General features: G+C 68.2%; 16 protein-coding genes. 4 read left to right on the top strand and 12 right to left on the bottom strand.

What is annotated here, in order from left to right; translation table 11 throughout:
- Positions 1-49: 49 nt before the first annotated feature.
- From FRAAL_RS27835 to panC, 9 genes are all read right to left on the bottom strand, one after another.
- Positions 50-1,162, bottom strand: coding sequence for a phosphonoacetaldehyde reductase (locus tag FRAAL_RS27835; RefSeq protein WP_050997278.1), 1,113 nt, complete (start codon positions 1,160-1,162; stop codon positions 50-52).
- Entirely contained in the window at positions 1,144-2,301 is a 1,158-nt protein-coding gene (aepY, locus tag FRAAL_RS27830; RefSeq protein WP_041939881.1) for a phosphonopyruvate decarboxylase, read from the bottom strand. The genes FRAAL_RS27835 and aepY overlap by 19 nt, the downstream gene beginning before the upstream one ends.
- Positions 2,298-3,125 (bottom strand): isocitrate lyase/phosphoenolpyruvate mutase family protein, encoded by an 828-nt coding sequence (locus tag FRAAL_RS27825; protein WP_011607423.1) that lies wholly within the window; start codon positions 3,123-3,125, stop codon positions 2,298-2,300. The genes aepY and FRAAL_RS27825 overlap by 4 nt, the downstream gene beginning before the upstream one ends.
- A gap of 97 nt (positions 3,126-3,222) precedes the next feature.
- Complete coding sequence (locus tag FRAAL_RS27820) at positions 3,223-4,236, bottom strand: C-terminal binding protein (RefSeq protein WP_083866947.1); 1,014 nt, start codon at positions 4,234-4,236, stop codon at positions 3,223-3,225.
- On the bottom strand, positions 4,236-5,576 hold the full coding sequence (locus FRAAL_RS27815; protein WP_231861387.1) for a cupin domain-containing protein: 1,341 nt from the start codon (positions 5,574-5,576) through the stop codon (positions 4,236-4,238). The genes FRAAL_RS27820 and FRAAL_RS27815 overlap by 1 nt, the downstream gene beginning before the upstream one ends.
- A 50-nt stretch (positions 5,577-5,626) precedes the next feature.
- Complete coding sequence (locus tag FRAAL_RS27810; protein WP_011607420.1) at positions 5,627-6,910, bottom strand: MFS transporter; 1,284 nt, start codon at positions 6,908-6,910, stop codon at positions 5,627-5,629.
- The gene (locus tag FRAAL_RS27805; protein ID WP_157892243.1) at positions 6,907-7,680 is read right to left on the bottom strand and encodes a methyltransferase; all 774 of its coding nucleotides are present in this window, start codon (positions 7,678-7,680) and stop codon (positions 6,907-6,909) included. Before FRAAL_RS27805 ends, FRAAL_RS27810 begins: the two co-directional genes overlap by 4 nt.
- 132 nt (positions 7,681-7,812) lie before the next feature.
- Positions 7,813-9,222, bottom strand: a complete 1,410-nt coding sequence (locus FRAAL_RS27800; protein WP_011607418.1) for an aldehyde dehydrogenase family protein — start codon at positions 9,220-9,222, stop codon at positions 7,813-7,815.
- The gene (gene panC, locus FRAAL_RS27795) at positions 9,219-10,103 is read right to left on the bottom strand and encodes a pantoate--beta-alanine ligase (protein WP_011607417.1); all 885 of its coding nucleotides are present in this window, start codon (positions 10,101-10,103) and stop codon (positions 9,219-9,221) included. Before panC ends, FRAAL_RS27800 begins: the two co-directional genes overlap by 4 nt.
- A gap of 298 nt (positions 10,104-10,401) precedes the next feature.
- Between panC and FRAAL_RS27790 the strand changes: the two genes are divergently transcribed.
- From FRAAL_RS27790 to FRAAL_RS27780, 3 genes are all read left to right on the top strand, one after another.
- Complete coding sequence (locus FRAAL_RS27790) at positions 10,402-11,616, top strand: serine hydrolase domain-containing protein (RefSeq protein WP_011607416.1); 1,215 nt, start codon at positions 10,402-10,404, stop codon at positions 11,614-11,616.
- Positions 11,617-11,899: 283 nt separating this feature from the next.
- Positions 11,900-12,469: a TetR/AcrR family transcriptional regulator gene (locus FRAAL_RS27785; protein ID WP_050997275.1), complete on the top strand. Its 570-nt coding sequence runs from the start codon at positions 11,900-11,902 to the stop codon at positions 12,467-12,469.
- A gap of 62 nt (positions 12,470-12,531) precedes the next feature.
- A complete protein-coding gene (locus FRAAL_RS27780) occupies positions 12,532-12,825 on the top strand; it encodes a putative quinol monooxygenase (protein WP_011607414.1) in 294 nt (97 codons plus the stop codon).
- 21 nt (positions 12,826-12,846) lie between these two features.
- Here FRAAL_RS27780 and FRAAL_RS27775 read toward each other — a convergent pair whose 3' ends face one another.
- From FRAAL_RS27775 to FRAAL_RS33845, 3 genes are all read right to left on the bottom strand, one after another.
- Positions 12,847-13,428, bottom strand: a complete 582-nt coding sequence (locus FRAAL_RS27775) for a hypothetical protein (RefSeq protein WP_011607413.1) — start codon at positions 13,426-13,428, stop codon at positions 12,847-12,849.
- A 70-nt stretch (positions 13,429-13,498) separates the two neighbouring features.
- A complete protein-coding gene (locus tag FRAAL_RS32220; protein ID WP_011607412.1) occupies positions 13,499-14,383 on the bottom strand; it encodes a DUF2267 domain-containing protein in 885 nt (294 codons plus the stop codon).
- 240 nt (positions 14,384-14,623) lie between these two features.
- Positions 14,624-14,797 carry a hypothetical protein gene (locus FRAAL_RS33845; RefSeq protein WP_173402712.1) on the bottom strand — a complete coding sequence of 58 codons (174 nt, stop codon included), beginning with the start codon at positions 14,795-14,797 and terminating at the stop codon, positions 14,624-14,626.
- A 427-nt stretch (positions 14,798-15,224) separates the two neighbouring features.
- Here FRAAL_RS33845 and FRAAL_RS27760 point away from each other — a divergent pair, with 427 nt between their 5' ends.
- Positions 15,225-16,094 (top strand): LLM class F420-dependent oxidoreductase, encoded by an 870-nt coding sequence (locus FRAAL_RS27760; protein WP_011607410.1) that lies wholly within the window; start codon positions 15,225-15,227, stop codon positions 16,092-16,094.
- Positions 16,095-16,096 lie beyond the last annotated feature (2 nt).

Raw genomic sequence — 16,096 nt, 5'->3', positions numbered from 1 at the left:
ACGACGATGCGAGAACCGTCCGGCGGGTGCTCAGGTCGTGGATCCGCGCTCAGAAGATCGCAGAAAGCTCATGCAGCACCTCATGGCGGTCCAGCTCGATCGGGTTGTTCTCCACCCTGGCCCGGGACCCCAGCCCCGCGTCCACGATGGACGGAAGCGCCTCGCGGCTGATCCCGTAGTCCCTCAGCCGCGGCGACCAGCCGAATCCGGTGAGGTAGTCGGTGAAGTAGTCCGCCGGCTCCGTGTCCCCGAGGCCGAGCACCTCGACGATGGCCGCGAGCTGCTCGATGACCCGCGTCTCGACGCCGGGCCGCTCGGCCATCGCCAGGTGGTGGCGCAGCAGCCACCGTAGGTTCAGCAGGCAGGCCACGCCATGCGGCACGTCGTACTGCGTGGTCAACCGGTACGCGAAGGCGTGCGCCGCCGTCGTCCTCGTGATGTCTATGGCTCGGCCCGCAGCGAGCGCCGCGGCCGCCAACGTGCTCCGCTGCGCGGCGTCCGGCTCGGACACCGGTCGCCGCAACAAGGGGACGAGGGCGGTCAGCGCCTCGCTCGCGAACTCGCGGGAATGCGGGGTCGACCGCTTGCTCCACCACGACTCGACGGCGTGGCACAGCGCGTCGAAGCCACAACTTCCGACGAGGCTCGGTGGGCAGGACGCCGCCAGGTCGGGATCGATGACGGCGACGTCGGCCAGCACCGACGGATGGTCCAGCGACAGCTTGGTGTCGTCATCGAAGACCGTCGCGAATCGGGTGACCTCGCTGCCCGGGCCGGCGGTCGTCGGCACGAGCACGAGCGGCCTTCGCTGCGCGGGTGGCTCGTACCGCGTCGCGTGCAGCGACCCGCGAGCGTGCTCGACGTCGGCGGGCAGCAGGCGGACCAACTTCGCCACGTCGAGTGCGCTGCCGCCGCCGACGCCGACGATCACCTCCGGCCGCCAGCGGTCCCGCAACCGACACCCAGCGACCACATCGCCCAGGCGGGGGTTGGGGGTGAAGCCGGAGAACAACGCAACCTCGCTGACCGCCAGCAACTCCTCGACCCCGGCCGCTCGAAACGCGCGGGCGCTGGCCACCACCAGCACGCGCCTGCCCGCACCCACCAACCGCGGTAGCACCGACACGCAGCCGGCCGCGCTGATCACGTCCGGCGGCTGCACGGTTTCTCCGCATGGCTGGATACCCAGGAACGAAAGCGCCGGTGCATCTCCGGTGCGCTCATCGCGGAGGTCGCCCGGGGAGGAGCGGTCCCGCGACCGGACGCCACGCGCACCACCAGCAGGTGCGGTCCAGGAGTGGACAGCATCAGGCGCAGTGCGGACTGCACCTCCCCGAGCTCCGAGCACTCGCGCGCCTGGCGGTACCCGCAGGCCAGCCCGATCTGGGTGAAGTCGGTCATCGGCGAGGTGGTCGCCTGCGAGCCGGTGGACTCGTAGGAGCCGTTGTCGAACAGGACGTGCACCATGTTGGCGGGGGCGGTGAAACCGATGGTCGACATCGTGCCCAGGTGCATCAACGCCGCCCCGTCGCCGTCCAGGACGACCACCGGCTGCGCGTCGGACAACGTGTGGGAGAGCCCCAGGCCGATCGCCGCCGCGTGCCCCATGGAGCCCTGCATGTAGAAATGGTTGTCCGCGTCGCCAAGCGCGAACAGCTCGCGCGAGGTGTAGCCGGTCGTGGAAATGATCGGCAGGTCACCCAGGTCGGGCAGGATCGCACGGAGTACCTGGGCCCGGGTGCACAGCGGGGGAAGGTCGCCCGCTCCGCCCGCTCCACCCTCTCCACCTTCTCCGCCCTCGACGACCCCGGCGATGGCTCCCTTCTCGACCAGGACGAACGCCGGACGTCCGCGGGCCAGTTCACGCTCCGCCTCGTCGAGGATGCCGTCGAGGTCACTCGCCGCGGCGGTCAACAACCACCTGGCCGCGCCCAGCGCGTCGAGCAGCCGTGCCGTGGCCTGCCCCATGACGGCGTGCTGTGGTTCGTCCTGCGACGGGTCGGGCCAGCCTCGCAGGCTCACGAACGCGAGCACCGGAATGTCATAGGTCATCTGCAACGAGGCGAGTGGGTTGATCAGGTTGCCCAGCCCGGAGTTCTGTGCGAAGACCGCGGTGCGCGAGCCCGCGAGGGCCGCACCCGCGGCGATGGCCAGAGCAGCGCCCTCGTTCGCCGCGGGCACGTACCGTTTGTCGCGCGACAGCCACTCGATCGGACCGGCGAAATACGAGCACGGCACACCGGTGGCGGAGCTGAAGCCATGCGCGATCAACCGTGAACAGAACCGGTCGGCGTCGATCACCGCTCCAGCTCCTGCCACTGCCGCAGCCGCTGAAGCTCGAACACGTCGTTCAATGACGCCAGGTCGGCCTCGAGGTCGGCCGAACTCCCGTGCGTGATGATCGCGTGGAAGGTGGCCCGCAGCGCGTCGATCGTCGCCCGAAGTCCCTGGTTGGCGTAGATAATCACGGATGCACCCGCCTTGACCGCGTCGTCGAAGTGCCACCCGGGGTACGTGGTCGGCACCAGCACGACCGGCTTGCGTCCGTCCCACTGCTCGAGGAACGCCTGCACCTCGGCGCTGGTCCGGTGCTTGGAGTGGACCAGCAGCGCGTCCGCGCCGGCTTCGGCGTACGCGTAGCTGCGGTTCAGCGCTTCGTCGACGCTGAGTCCACTGATCAGGGCTTCGGTGCGGGCGATGACGAAGAAGTCGTCGCCGCTCTGGACCCGTTTCGCGATGGAGATCTTCCGCGCGAAGGCGGTGGTTTCGAGCAGGTCGTGATTGCCGGGGGCGAAGCTGTTCATCTTCGGATAGTGCTTGTCCTCGATGCAGACCGCGCTGATTCCCGCCGCTTCGTACTCGTGCACCAGATAGGCGATATTGAGGTTGTTGCCGAAACCGGTGTCGCAGTCGGCGACGACCGGGATTCCCACCCGACGCTGCATCTGTACCGCGGCCTGGAGGTAGTCGGTCATGGTGAGCAGGCTCGCGTCGGGTAGACAACGCGCCGCGGAGATTCCCAGACTGGACGCCCAGACTGCGGCGAAGCCCGCCTGCTCGGCAAGCATCGCTCCCAGCGCGTCGTGAACCCCCGCGGCGCGCACGGCCTGACCCTCCGCCAGCACCTCCCGGAAGGTCCTGTTGGTGATTCTCCGCATCTCATGTCCTCCACATCGGGCCACGTCTCACATCGGGCCACGTCTCACATCGGGCACAGCAGGCTCACGCGACCCGGCCTGAGGGCGGAGGTTGCCCCTCTCGCAGCACGTGCCGCACTCCGGCGGCGACCCGCTGCCGCAGGCTGACCTCCGACTCGGCGGACAGGAACGCCCGATGAGCGGTGACTATGACGTCGGGCCTGCGCAACAACTCGCGACCGATCTCGTCGTCGTTGGGGTCCTCCGGCGAGAAGACGTCCGAGGCAAACCCGCCGAGGCGTCCGTCGCGAAGGGCGTCCAGCACCGCGGGGAGGTCGACGAGACCGCCGCGGGCGGTGTTCACGAGCAACGCACCGGGCGTGCACGACCGGAGCACGGTCCGGTCGACCAGACGTTCGGTTTCGGCGGTCAGCTCCGGGTGGAGCACGATGACGTCCGACACGGCGAAGAGCTCGACCGGTGACGTGCAGGGTGACACGCCGTGGCTGGCCATCAGGTCCGCCGGAACATAGGGGTCGTAGGCGACGACGCGCCCGTAGAAGGGGTGCAGCTTGCGGCTGGTGGCACGGCCGATCCTGCCGAAACCCACGATGCCCGCGGTCAACCCGGCGGTACGCCGGGGAATCCGGCCGGCGTGGATGTTCCACGAGCGGTTGCGCACCAGCCCGTCCTGCACACAGACGCCGCGTTCGAGGGCGAGTGCCAGGGCCAGGGTGTGTGTGCTGACCTCGTCGCCGCAGTAGTCGGGGACGTGGAAGCCCCACAGCCCCTGCGCACGCAGCAACTCGGCGTTGAGGTTGTCCAGCCCCACCCCCTGACGTGCGACGACCCGGCAGGACGGACCCACCGCGTCCAGCAGTCGCGGGGTAACCAGGGCACGGTAGACCACCAGCGCGTCCGCACCAGCGACGTGGCTGTCGAACTCCGCACCGTCGAGGAGGAACCGGCCGTCCCGACGGACGCCGAGGCCGAGCTCGACATCCTCCCCGTAGGTCTCGCGCTCGATCGTCGCCAGCGACGGATCGAGCTCACCGAGCCCGTTGACGGCCCACGCCGGATCGGTGTACACCACCCGCATCAGCCCGGTGCCCCCTTCTGGCCGTCGTAGCCCCAGCCGAGCCGATCGCGACGTCCTCGGCGCAGCACCCGCTGCGCCTGAAACGTGTTGGACAGCTCGAGGTAGTCCACATAGGACAGATGTTTTCCGCTGCCCAGCTTCACCACCGATCCGGAGCCGGACCAGCCGTGCGCGACGAACGGCGACACCCATGCGCTGCCGTCCCCGGTCAGCCGAGCGGAGCCGATCCCATCGCTTTCCTGCTGACGCCCGCTTTCCTGCCGACGCCCGCTTTCCTGCCGCCACCAGAGCGTGATCTCACCGTCCAGCACGAGGTAGTGGGCCTCCGCGAAGTCGCAGAGATCGAGCACCGGCTTCGGCGTGCCGTTGTCAACGTGCATGTACAGCCCGGTCAGGTCGGGCAGGTGCGGTGCGGCGGCGAGGGAGGCGACCTCGTAGCTGCGAAACGGGCGGATGCTCGCGACACTGCTCTCCACCGACCGGAACGTCTTGCCGACCTGGTCGTGTTCGCGCATCGCGGGGAGCAGGATCCGGTAGTCCGTCGCGAGCACCCTGGCCACCGCGCGCACCTCGTCGAGCGTCAGGTCCGCGGTGTCGGCGAGACGCTCCTGCGGGATACCGGTCTGCCTGGCCAGGCTGGTCAGGTCGTGACCACGACGGGCCAGCACGCTGCGCAGGATCGCGGCGGGCGAGCCGTCGGACACCGACTCGACCATCGCCTCGAAGGCGTGGTCGGCCCAGGAGTTCGTCTCCTCCACCAACGCCTGGAGCCCGGACCTTCCGGTGTAGGAGATGATCCGAGCGGGCACGTCCGTCGCGAGGGAGTACGTGTGCGGGCAGAAGGAGGGCTCCACATAGGAATCGCCGGCCACCCACGGCACGGCTGAAGTCCCCGCGCGCATCCGTCGCCACGTCGCCGCCGTGAGCTCGGTTCCCCAGCGACCGTTGATGTCACCCGGGCCCAGGTTCACCGTGATCGCCGGCTCGAGGTGACCGTTGTTCAACGCGGGCAGCCGGTCGGCGGGACACAGTATGTCGAGGATGACCGGTGCCACCCTTCCGGCCGGCGCCGCCATCGTGTAGTAGTTGTAGAAATGGATCCCGTCACGCCGCACGGCCCGGCAGGTCGCTCGCATCTCGGCCGCCGTGCGGAGCACCACGACGTTCTTTCCGGTACCCACGGATATTTGCGGAAGTTCGATCCCGAGCTGCCTGACCAGCAACTCGGCGAAATCGTCCGCCACGTCGAACTCATCCTTGGCGAGTAGCTGACCGAACTCCTCTTCGCCGATTTCCAGCCGAACCGCAAGCTCCTGACTGGTGATCTTCCTGGCGTTCATCCAGTGAACGATCCTGAACGTATCCAACAGCAATTCTCGCCGCTCCCTCGTCAAGAAACTTCAACGGCCGGCCGGTTGGCGAGCCAATGCGCCCGAGGAACCTGCCGCGAGTTCCGTACGGCCGGTGCGAGCAGCCAACTGCCCGCACTCGTCGCGATAAGGCCACCCACAACAATCGTGAGGGCGAGTCCGGCCCGTTCACCGAACGCGCCGACGAAGACGACGGCGAGCACTCCGCCCAGCAGCGATCCCAGCGGCAGGGTTCCCCAACCGATCGTCCGTATCGAAGCGAGCACGCGGCTTTGTAGCCGGGCAGGTGCCAGCACCTGGCGCGCGACGGCGACCTGGCTGTTCCAGATCGGCAACCAGGGCGAGGCGAACGTGACGATCACCCCCAGGACCGCGGCCGGGTGACCGAGCAGGGCCAGCGGCGCCATCAGCCACATCACCCCTTCGGAGACCGTGAACAGCAGCGTCCGGCCGTAACCGAATCTCCGCACGGCGCGTCCCGCGACCGATGCGCCCAGCACCGACGTGACCGCTCCGGTTGCCAGGATCACTCCCGTGGTGTGGACGGAGAGGTGGAGCGCCCGGTAGGCGTACAGGAAGATCACCGTCTTGGTCACCGTGATGCCCAGGTTTCGCACCGCGGCACAGAGCGTGAGAGGTCGCAGCAGGTCGTGGGTCAACACGAACGCGAATCCCTCCCGGAGCCTGCCGACCACGGTGTCCCCCGGTGAGCGCGGCTCGGGCGGTGGTTCGTCCGTCCGCACGGACATCACGCTGAGAATGGAGCCGAGGAAGGACGTCGCGTTCAGAGCCACCGCATAGGTCGCCCCGAATGCGCTCGACAGCGCGCCGCCGAGTGCGGGTCCGATAACCTGCGAGGTGCTCCGCGAGGTCTCGACCGCGGCGTTGCCTCGCAGTAGCTCGTGGCCAGGCAGCAGAATGGGCAGATACCCCTGCAACGCCACGTCGTACAGCAGGGTGAAACCGCCGCTCACCGCGACGACCAGGAGTAGCTGCTCGATCGTGAGCACACCGAACCGTTGCGCGACCGGAATACTCATGAACAGCACGAGCCGCGCGGCACCGGCCACCACCATCATCCGCCGGCGGGTGAAACGATCGACGAGCAGCCCCGCACCGATACCGGAGACCGGATATGCGATGTACGTGGCCATCGTCAACAGCCCGACCTCGAACGTCGTCGCGTGCAGGGTCAGGATCGCGATGGTCGGCACGGCGAACGTGGCCACCCGGTCGCCGACCAGGCTGATCGACTCACCGCGCCACAGGACGCGGAAGTCGCGCGACCCGGTGTCGGCGGTCATGCCAGGCGGGTGAGTTGGAGGAGGAAGTCGTCGCCCTGGCCGGGCACCGGCAGGTGCGCGGTCTCGTAACGGAGGCCGCGCGGCACATCCTGGGCGGCGAGCTCGTCGAGTTCGCCTGTTCTGATCCGGTGTTCTCGTCCCCTGGCCACGTAGAAGTCGACCAGGGCGTGCGTCGGGATGTCGCCGTGCGGTGGCAACACCGTGCCGAGCCATTCCGCTGCGGCGCTGTAGTCGACGTCGAACTCCGCCTCGTCGAAAACGGTGGACAGCACGCCGCGTCGAGCGGCTTCGGAGAGCACCGCTTCGTCCCGCTCGTACAGCCCCAACCGGTAGCTCAGCCGCATCTTCCCGCCGGGGCGCACCGCGGCGGACAGGGTCCGCAGGGCGCTGCGGAGCTCGGCGCGGACGAACCGGTTGACAAGTCGATCAGCTATCACGAGATCGAACGCACCGTCGAACCGTGAGTCGGCGCGGGTCACGTCGACCCGAACGAACTCGGCCCTTCCCGGGATCAGGTTCTCCAGCTCGGCAAGCATCACCGCGGAGAAGTCCGCGACCACCAGCTCCGCGCCGGCGTCGAGCACCGCACGGGCGAGTGCAACGGTGCTGGCGCCCACCAGAAGCACCCGCTCACCAGCGGCGAGACCTTCGAGGTACTGGGCACACGCTGCGGGGTTCGGACCGCCGTCGTAGTTGCGGTTCCAGTACGCGCTACCCAGCCGGTCCCAGGCGCCCGCCTTCGAGTTGGTGATCTCGTGGTCAGCGATCACGGAGGTCCTCCCGTGGGCGGCCACGCCGGTCGGCGGTGGCACGGCCGGCGGTGAGAACGGTCACCTGTCCTCCTCGGTTCGAAAACACACCGTGTTCTCGGGTTCGCGACGCTTTCCGATCAGGTAGAAGTACTAGATGACGAGGGTCTTGACCCTGGTCATCTCCTCGATCGCGTATCTCGCACCCTCGCGACCGATACCGCTGTCCTTCACCCCGCCGAACGGGATGTTGGGCGACTCGAACTGCGGTCCTCCGTTCACCACGACCGCGCCCACGTCGAAAAGCTCGGCGGCTCGGCGCGCGTGCTCCAGGTTGTTGGTGAAGATGCCTGCCTGGAGGCCGTACCGAGAGTCGTTGACGACCTCCACCGCTTCGGGGAAGTCCTTCACCCTGATCACCGGCGCCGTCGGGCCGAAGGTCTCGAGGCGCACCAGATCCGCGTCCCGTGGCACGTGGTCGAGGACGGTCGGCCAGTACTGGGCGCCCACCCGTCGGGCCCCGCACAACACCCGCGCGCCCGCGGCCACGGCACGAGCCACGCGGGCCTCCACCTCGCTGGCGGCGTGCCGGTCTATCAGCGTGCCGATGTCGGTCGCAGGGTCCCCCGGATCGCCGACCACCAGGGCCGACGCAGCGGCGGCGAGTTCCCTGACGAACTCGTCGGCGACGTCCTCGTGCGCGATGATGCGTTTGACACCGCGGCACGACTGCCCGGAGGTGGCGAATGCGCCCGCGGTGGCCGCCGCAACGGCCGCGGGAATGTCCGCATCCGCCATGATGACCAGCGCGCCACTGTCCCCGAGCTCGTAGGTCTGCCTGATCATCCCGGCTGACGCGGCGAGCAGCCGGCCCACTCTGGTGCTGCCGGTGAACGTCAACATGTCGATGTGTCCGGAATGAATGAGCGCGTCCACGAGCTCGCCGGGTTCGCCGCACACCAACGCGATCAGGTCGGGTGGCAGGCCGGATCGCAGGAGCGCGTCGACGAGGCGGATCGCGCTCAGCGGGGTCTTCTCCGACGGTTTGACGACCACCCTGTTGTTGGCGGCTATCGCGGGGGCGACCTTGGTGACGACCTGGTTGAGCGGTCGGTTGAACGGCGTGACAGCGCACACGACGCCGATCGGCTCCCGGGTCGTGATCGCGAGGCGTCGCTGCCGAGCGCTGGTGACGTCGGTTCGGATCGCCTCGCCGGTGATGCGCTTGCCCTCCTCCGCGCAGTACCGGAGCTGCGTGGCGGCGCGGTCCACCTCGCGCCGGGCGTCCATGATCGCGAGACCGGACTCCTGGGAGATCGTGCTCGCGAAGTCGTCCCGTTCCCGGTGGAGAAGTTCCGCTGTCGCGGTGAGGATGTTGCTTCGGTCGTAGGCGGTGAGCTCGGACCTGACTCCGGCAAGCCCGCGCGCCGCCTCGAGCGCCTGCTCCGGGCTCGCGCGCACCACCGTCCCCACCACCTCGTCGGTGTACGGGTTGCGCACCTCCGCGACGCCCACGCCGGGCGACCACCGGCCACCGGAGAACAGACCCCATTCCGCGCTCATCCGCCGACCTCGTCGGCGACGGCGGCGTTGTCGAGCAGGCGTGCGCCACCCAGGCGCACCGCCCCGAAGACGCGCAGCTCCTCCACTGGTGTGCCCGCGACGGCCGGCCCGAGCGAACCGGTGTACACCTCGACGTACTCGACCAGGTCGAACCCGTGCGCCAGCAGGGTCTCCGCGATCTGTTTCGTGGTCTCGCCGATGACGTCGATGCCCTGCTCGGCGATCCGACGCGCGCCGCGCCGCAACGCCGCGTACAGCCGCGGGGCGATCGCCCGCTGGCCGGAGTCCAGATACGTGTTGCGGCTGCTCAACGCCAGGCCGTCGACGTCGCGCATAGTCGGGCAGGGCACGACCTTCACCGGGAGGCCCTGATCCTCCACCATCGCCCGGATGACGGCGTACTGCTGGTAGTCCTTCTCACCCCAGTAGGTCCGATCGCAGTCGACAATGTGCAACATCTTGAGGACCTCGGTGGTGACCCCGTCGAAGTGCCCCGGGCGCCGCGGGCCGCACAGCACATCGGTCAACCCGCGCACGACGACCTTGGTGCGCACCTGGTCGATGCGCCGCTCACCCAAAGGGAAGATTGTCTCGGTGGCCGGCGCGAAGACCGCGTCACATTCCCGGTCGCGCAAGGCACGGAAATCCGCTTCCTCGGTCCTGGGATAGCGGTCGAAGTCCTCGGAAGGTCCGAACTGAATCGGATTGACGAACAAGGTCAGAACCACCTTGTCGCATTCTCTCCTCGCGGCGTCGACAAGGCTCAGGTGCCCTTCGTGGAGAGCGCCCATGGTCATGACGCAGCCGATGGAGGAACCGGCGGCGCGCCACTCGCGCGTTTGCTCACGCACATCCTCGATCGTGTGCAGGACCCTTAGCAACGTGCCCCCTCCACCGCCGATTCACGCGTGATCGGCCACGCACCTGCGGCGTGACCAAGAATCCGTGTGGTGATGATCTAACCGGATCGTGGCGACATGTCAATGGGTAGGCTCGGGTGCCGCCCGCATCTCCTATCGCTCGATCGAGATCTCCTCGATCGCCCATACATCGGCAGCGCAAGGCGGCCGCGCGGGCGTAGTCTTGCAAGCAACGAAACGCGGCATCGAACCTATTCGATCGGCCGTCGCGAGAGCTTGCCAGCCCCTCGGGATCTGCTCTCCAACGAAGAGGAAACCGGTGGAACCAGAAACAGATCTCGGTGCCCGCGCCATACCGGAAGAGGTCGGTCTGTCGTCCGGCAGGCTCGCCAGGATCGACCGGATGCTGTCGTCGCATGTGGACGACGGCCGGCTGCCCGGCGCGGTAGCGCTCGTGTACCGCCGGGGTCATGTCGCGTACACCGCGCAGGCCGGGACCGTGACGCCGCCAACCGGCGCCCCGATGCCGCTGGACGCGATCTTCCGCATCTACTCGATGACCAAGCCGCTCACGAGCGTGGCCGCCATGTCCCTGCACGAGGAGGGGCTCCTCGACCTCGGCGATCCCGTCGGGCGGTTTCTGCCCGAACTGGCCGACCTGCCGGTCGGCGAATCCACGTCGGACGGTGGACACCGCCTCGTGGACGCGGAGCGGCAGATCACTGTTATCGATCTGCTGCGGCACACGTCCGGCATCGTTGGCGGGTATTTCGGAACCCCCTGGATCCTGAAGCTGTACGAGAAGGCCGGTATCAGGGCGTTCGATCACACCGACGTCGCTTATTCCACGTCCACACAGGACCTCGTCACCTCGTTCAGCAAGCTGCCCTTGGCCATGCAGCCGGGATCCCATTGGGAATATGGTCGATCCGGCGATGTCGTGGGGCGCCTCCTGGAGGTGGCCAGCGGCCAGCCGCTGGACGCTCTGCTCGCGGATCGCGTGTTCACCCCACTCGGCATGGCCGACACCGGGTTCTTCGTCCCACCGGAGCGTGCTCACCTGATGGTGCAGCCGGCCGAGCCTTTCGCCGCGGACACGGTGATGCGCGACCTCACCTCGCGTCCAACCTTCATCTCCGGCGGCAGCGGCTCTTTCTCGACCGTCCGGGACTATCTCCGGTTCACCAGGATGTTGTTGGGAATGGGTGAACTGGACGGCCAGCGGGTGCTCAGCCGGAAGTCGGTCGAGCTGATGACCTCCGACCACCTCGGTTCGCTGTATGGCACCGGGCCCGACTACATGCCGCGCGACGGGTACACGTTCGGCTTGGGCGTGGCGGTGCGCAAGCAGTCGGGACTCTCCGAAGTCCTCGGCTCCGCGGGCGATTACTGGTGGCTCGGACGCGGGTCGACCAGCTTCTTCGTCGACCCGGCCGAGGATCTGATCGGGCTGTTCATGACCCAGAAATACTGGCGGGCCAGGCACTACCAACGGGTTTTCAAGAACCTCGTGTACCAGGCCGTGATCGACTAGCTGGCTGGGGAAGACGCGCGCCATCCTGCGTGCCTGCGAGTCGGATCGGCTGAGTACGGCGGAGCGGGAGGGGACGGTGGGACGGAGGGCCACCCCGACGCGGACCGTTCACGTTGCCTCCGCAACCCCGGCCAGGTCGTCGAGCCGCAGCGGGACCGCAGTGACCATGGCGCTGCTCACCGCCGCCGCGCGGTCCGCCTCGACCACCACCGCACGCACCCGAGAGGCACCGTCGCTGGCGGCCAGGCGGCCGACTACTCTAGGACGGTCGTACGAGTTGGAGGTGCTGATGCCTCGCGACACCAAGCAACGCATGACGGAGTCGGCGGCGTTGTCGTTGCGCCAGCGGGGACTGGCTGCGACATCGTTCACCGACGTCCTCGCCGCGAGCGGCGCGGCTCGCGGGGCGATCTATCACCACTTCCCAGGAGGCAAGAACGACCTCGCCGAGCAAGCCGTCGCATGGACGGGTCGCCGAGTCCGGGCCGAGTTCGAGAGCATCGGCGGGGACGATCCGGACGCCGTGTTGCGCAGCTTCATCGAGCTCATCGGCCCCGTCGTGGCGAAGGCGGCAGGTGGTACGGGCTGCGCGGTGGCTGCTGTGACGGTAGAAGCGTCACCGGACCAGCCCGCACTGAGCGCTGCGGCGGATACGGCGTTCCGATCATGGATCGACGTCCTCGAAGCGCGACTCTGCCACGTCGGAGTCGCCTCATCGCAAGCCAGCGCGACCGCGCAGTTGATGGTCACGTTCCTGGAGGGGAGCCTCGTCCTGGCCCGCGCCGCCGGCACGGTCGCTGTCTTCGAGCAGAGCGCGTCGGCCCTGCTGCGAGCCCTCGCCGAACAACCTTGACTAGTACGGTCATCCTAGTTATGGTCTTCTAGTATGGTCGTACTAGTCCCCGGAGTCGGTTCATGACCATTTCATCGGTGTTCGACATGCGCTTCTCGCCCGAGTCTGCGGAGGAGGGCATGGACCTCGCGCTTGCCATCGGGGCTGACATGCCAGCAACCACGGGCTGCACCGGGTACGACGTCATCCGCGACCTGGCGGACCCCGGCCACGTTGTCATCGTCACTCGCTGGAACACCCGGAGCGAGGGCGAAGCCGTACTCGGCTCCTACTTCCGGGATCCGAAGATTACCCGCGTCACCGAGCTTCTCGGCCAAGTGCCCACCGGGTTCCTGGGCGAGCTCGCCGACAAGTAGTCTGGTTGTAGGTGTCGTCGTTCATCGTGGCTGCCGGGCAGGGCCGACCGCGACGATATCCTGCCGAACCTGCTCCAGAAGATCGGCGATGTCGCGTCCGCCCAGGTCGAGTGTCCCGATCTGCGGGGCAGCCTGCTGAAGCATGGCTATGACGGCGAGAGAAAGCCGTACCGCTTCGTCCGCGCGGTCAGCCGCCAGGAGCGATTCAATCTGGCCAGCGAGACTGGCGAGCGTCGCTTCGTCGGTGCTCGGCGGGAGGTAGCCGGACAGGCCCGGCGGGTAGGGCGTTTGTGTTCGCAGCTCCTGCAATGCGGTCACGATGGCCGGTTCGTCGCTGAGGCGTTCGAGGAGCCCCATGAGCACATTCAGCCGGGCTACCAGCCGTGGCCGACCGGGGTAACGGTCCAGCCATGCCAGCAGGGCGCGTTGCCCACCGAGGTGAACGATGATCCTCGACAACGCGGCCTCGATCGGGTGGGGAAGCGCCCAGTGGAATGGCAGGATGTTTGCCACCTGCTCCGCGAGGGCCGCCTCTCCCGGCGGGTCCAGGCTGCCGTCAACCAACCTGTCGACCAGCGTCGTATCCAGTCGGAAAGTACTCATTGGCGTTCTTCTCTCCGGCAGTTCCGCCCAATGTTGCGTCAGCCAGTAGAGGAATCTGGATCACGGGACACTAGGCGGCGGACCGTCGCCGGATCCACAGCCATTCATAGTCACCGGACAGTTGGACCACCAGGTCGAAGAACTCCTTGTCGCCGAGGGCCTCGCGGAGGGTGTGGAAGACCGCACGGGCCTGGACGGGCGCCAGGTACGTCGGGATCTTTGCTCGTTCCGCGACCCGGCGGAGGAATTCGTCCACCGGCATGCGGCTCGCCGGACCGGGGCTGGCCGCCTTCGCGCGTTTAAGCACGAGACGCAGGTCGGCGGGCAGCCGCACGCTCATGTGGTCGACGGACCCCTCGGCGACGCGTTCGACCAGCGTCTCGAGCACGGCCTCCGTCGCCCGGCGGGATGCGGCCGAGTCGAGGCCGGCGCGCCTGCTCACCCGGTCAAGGAACGTCTCCATCGACAGAACCTCGGTATCCGGGCCGACCGGGAGAAGTGGGGTGAAGTCCTTGGGCAGCTGGGCCATCAGGTGGGCCAACCGTTTGGCACTGATCGTCCGGGCCAGCATGGTGAACACCGCTTCGGAGTGCCGCCGGGCGGCCGCGATATCCACCCGTTCCCGCTCTGATACCCGGCGGAGAAACTCGTCGACATCGAACCGCTCGGCCGGGCTGTCCGTGAAGAGCATCGGACCCAGTTCCGGCGGCAGGTCATTCACCAGATCGCGAGCCTCTTCCTTGGACAGCCGCTCGGCGAGCGTCTCCAAGGTCGCGCGCGCCGCCTGTACGGCCGCGTCCGGGTCAAGGCCGGCTATTCGCTCCAGGTTCGCAATGAACTGGTCGTAATCCATCTGCATCTCCACGGTGAGGACCTCCCCCGGGCGGCCGATACGACGTCGCGGCGTGTCGCGGCGCTTCGCGGCACCGCCGCCCAATCCCGCGCCGGTGGACACGGCAGACCCGGACTGCCGCGGGCCGGTTTCCGAGAAAGCGCGGATCGGGCCTCCTGCGGCACGTCAGCGGCGTCCACCTCCGCCGGTGGAGGTGACCTCGATGTGCCTGGGCTGGCTCTTCCTGGCCCTGGCGAGAGAACGGTTCGGGGCCGCGGCGCTCGTCACGCCGCGCTCGGTAGTCGGCGAGGTTGTCGCTGAGTGCCATCAGGGATCACTACCCGGCGCCCGCCTGCTGACCGTCTAACTTTCCTTGGCGGTCTGGCGGCGGGCGTCCAGGAGATGGTCGGCGAGCCAGACCAGAGCGGGGCCGTTTGCGTCCAGCCCCGGTAGCAGCCGGATCGCCTCGAAGGCGTCCTCGATGCAGCCGACCAGCAACTGACGTTCGTCCTCGAGGGTGTTTGTGGCGGCAGCCATGATTCTCCCCTTCACAGTGGGTGGTCGGATGCTTCCCCTGCGGGTGTGCCCCGTCCGGCGTCGGCGAACACAGGCCGGCCCGGACAGTCAGCTCGGCCGCGGCCCTGGCCGTCCAGCAGGGCACCGCCGGAGGTGCGGGGGAAACCACACTCCCGCCGCGGCCCTGGCTCAGGAACATCCACCTGTTGCGCAACCCGGGCGGCGGTTTCACCCTGGCTACTGGGACGGTTCGTCCCCAACCATGCCCCGCAGGATTCGGCCTGCCACCAACCCTGACCCCACGAACCGTCCGCTGGGTGGCGATCCGCCGATCTTGGCCAGAAGCCAGAAGGATGTCGAGGTCGGCGAGGATCACGCCCACCGCTCCTGACGGTGGAGGCGGTGATCAGGCGGTGATCCCGCCGGCTCTTTCGGCGAGGGGGAAATCGTGCCGGTAAACGTCGGCAAGTTCGGTGTCTGGACCTCCATCGCGCGATGGCCGGACGACCGGCAGGCAAGGGCGGACGCTGTCGCCGAACTCGACGAACTCGGATACGGCGCAATCTGGCTCGGCGGCGCGACGGCGAGCCTCGAGCTTCCGGAGGCTCTGCTGGATGCCAGCCGCCGGCTGGTCGCGGCAACCGGCATCCTCAACGTCTGGACCGAACCGGCGAAGGTGGTGGCGGACAGCTATGCCCGCGTGTCGAAGTCCCACCCTGACCGGTTGCTGATCGGTGTCGGCGCCGGCCACGCGGCCTTCGTCGGCGAGCGCTACTGGCATCCCTTCCGGGCCGTGGAAAGCTATCTCGACCGGTTGGACCTCCCGCAGTCGCGGGTCCCGCGGGATGCGCGGCTGCTCGCCGCGCTGGGACCGCGGATGCTCAGGCTCGCCGGCGAGCGCACCGCCGGAGCGCACCCGTACCTGGTGACCCCGGAGCACACCTGGCGGGCCCGCGACATTCTCGGCCTCGGCCCGCTGCTCGCGCCGGAACAGAAGGTCGTCCTCACGACCGACGCGACCCAGGCGCGGACGATCGCCCGCCGCGCGCTCGCCGTCTCCCTAGCACTGCCGAACTACACGGAAAACCTGCTCAGGCTCGGATTTGTCGAGGACGACTTCGTCGGCTCGGGCAGCGACCACCTGGTCGACAGCCTGGTTGCGTGGGGGAGCGTCGCTACGATCCGCGGCCGGATCGAGCAGCATCACAACGCGGGTGCCGACCACGTCGCCATCCAGGTACTCACCGCACAGGCAGACGCGCCGCTGCCTACGGCACAGTGGCGTGCCCTCGCGGAGGGCCTGGGTCTGCTGTCCTGACA

Source organism: Frankia alni ACN14a, from assembly GCF_000058485.1.
In the GTDB taxonomy this organism is placed as follows: domain Bacteria; phylum Actinomycetota; class Actinomycetes; order Frankiales; family Frankiaceae; genus Frankia; species Frankia alni.
The sequence above is the reverse complement of the archived record's forward strand: the minus strand, read 5'-3'. Positions and strand labels throughout refer to the sequence as shown.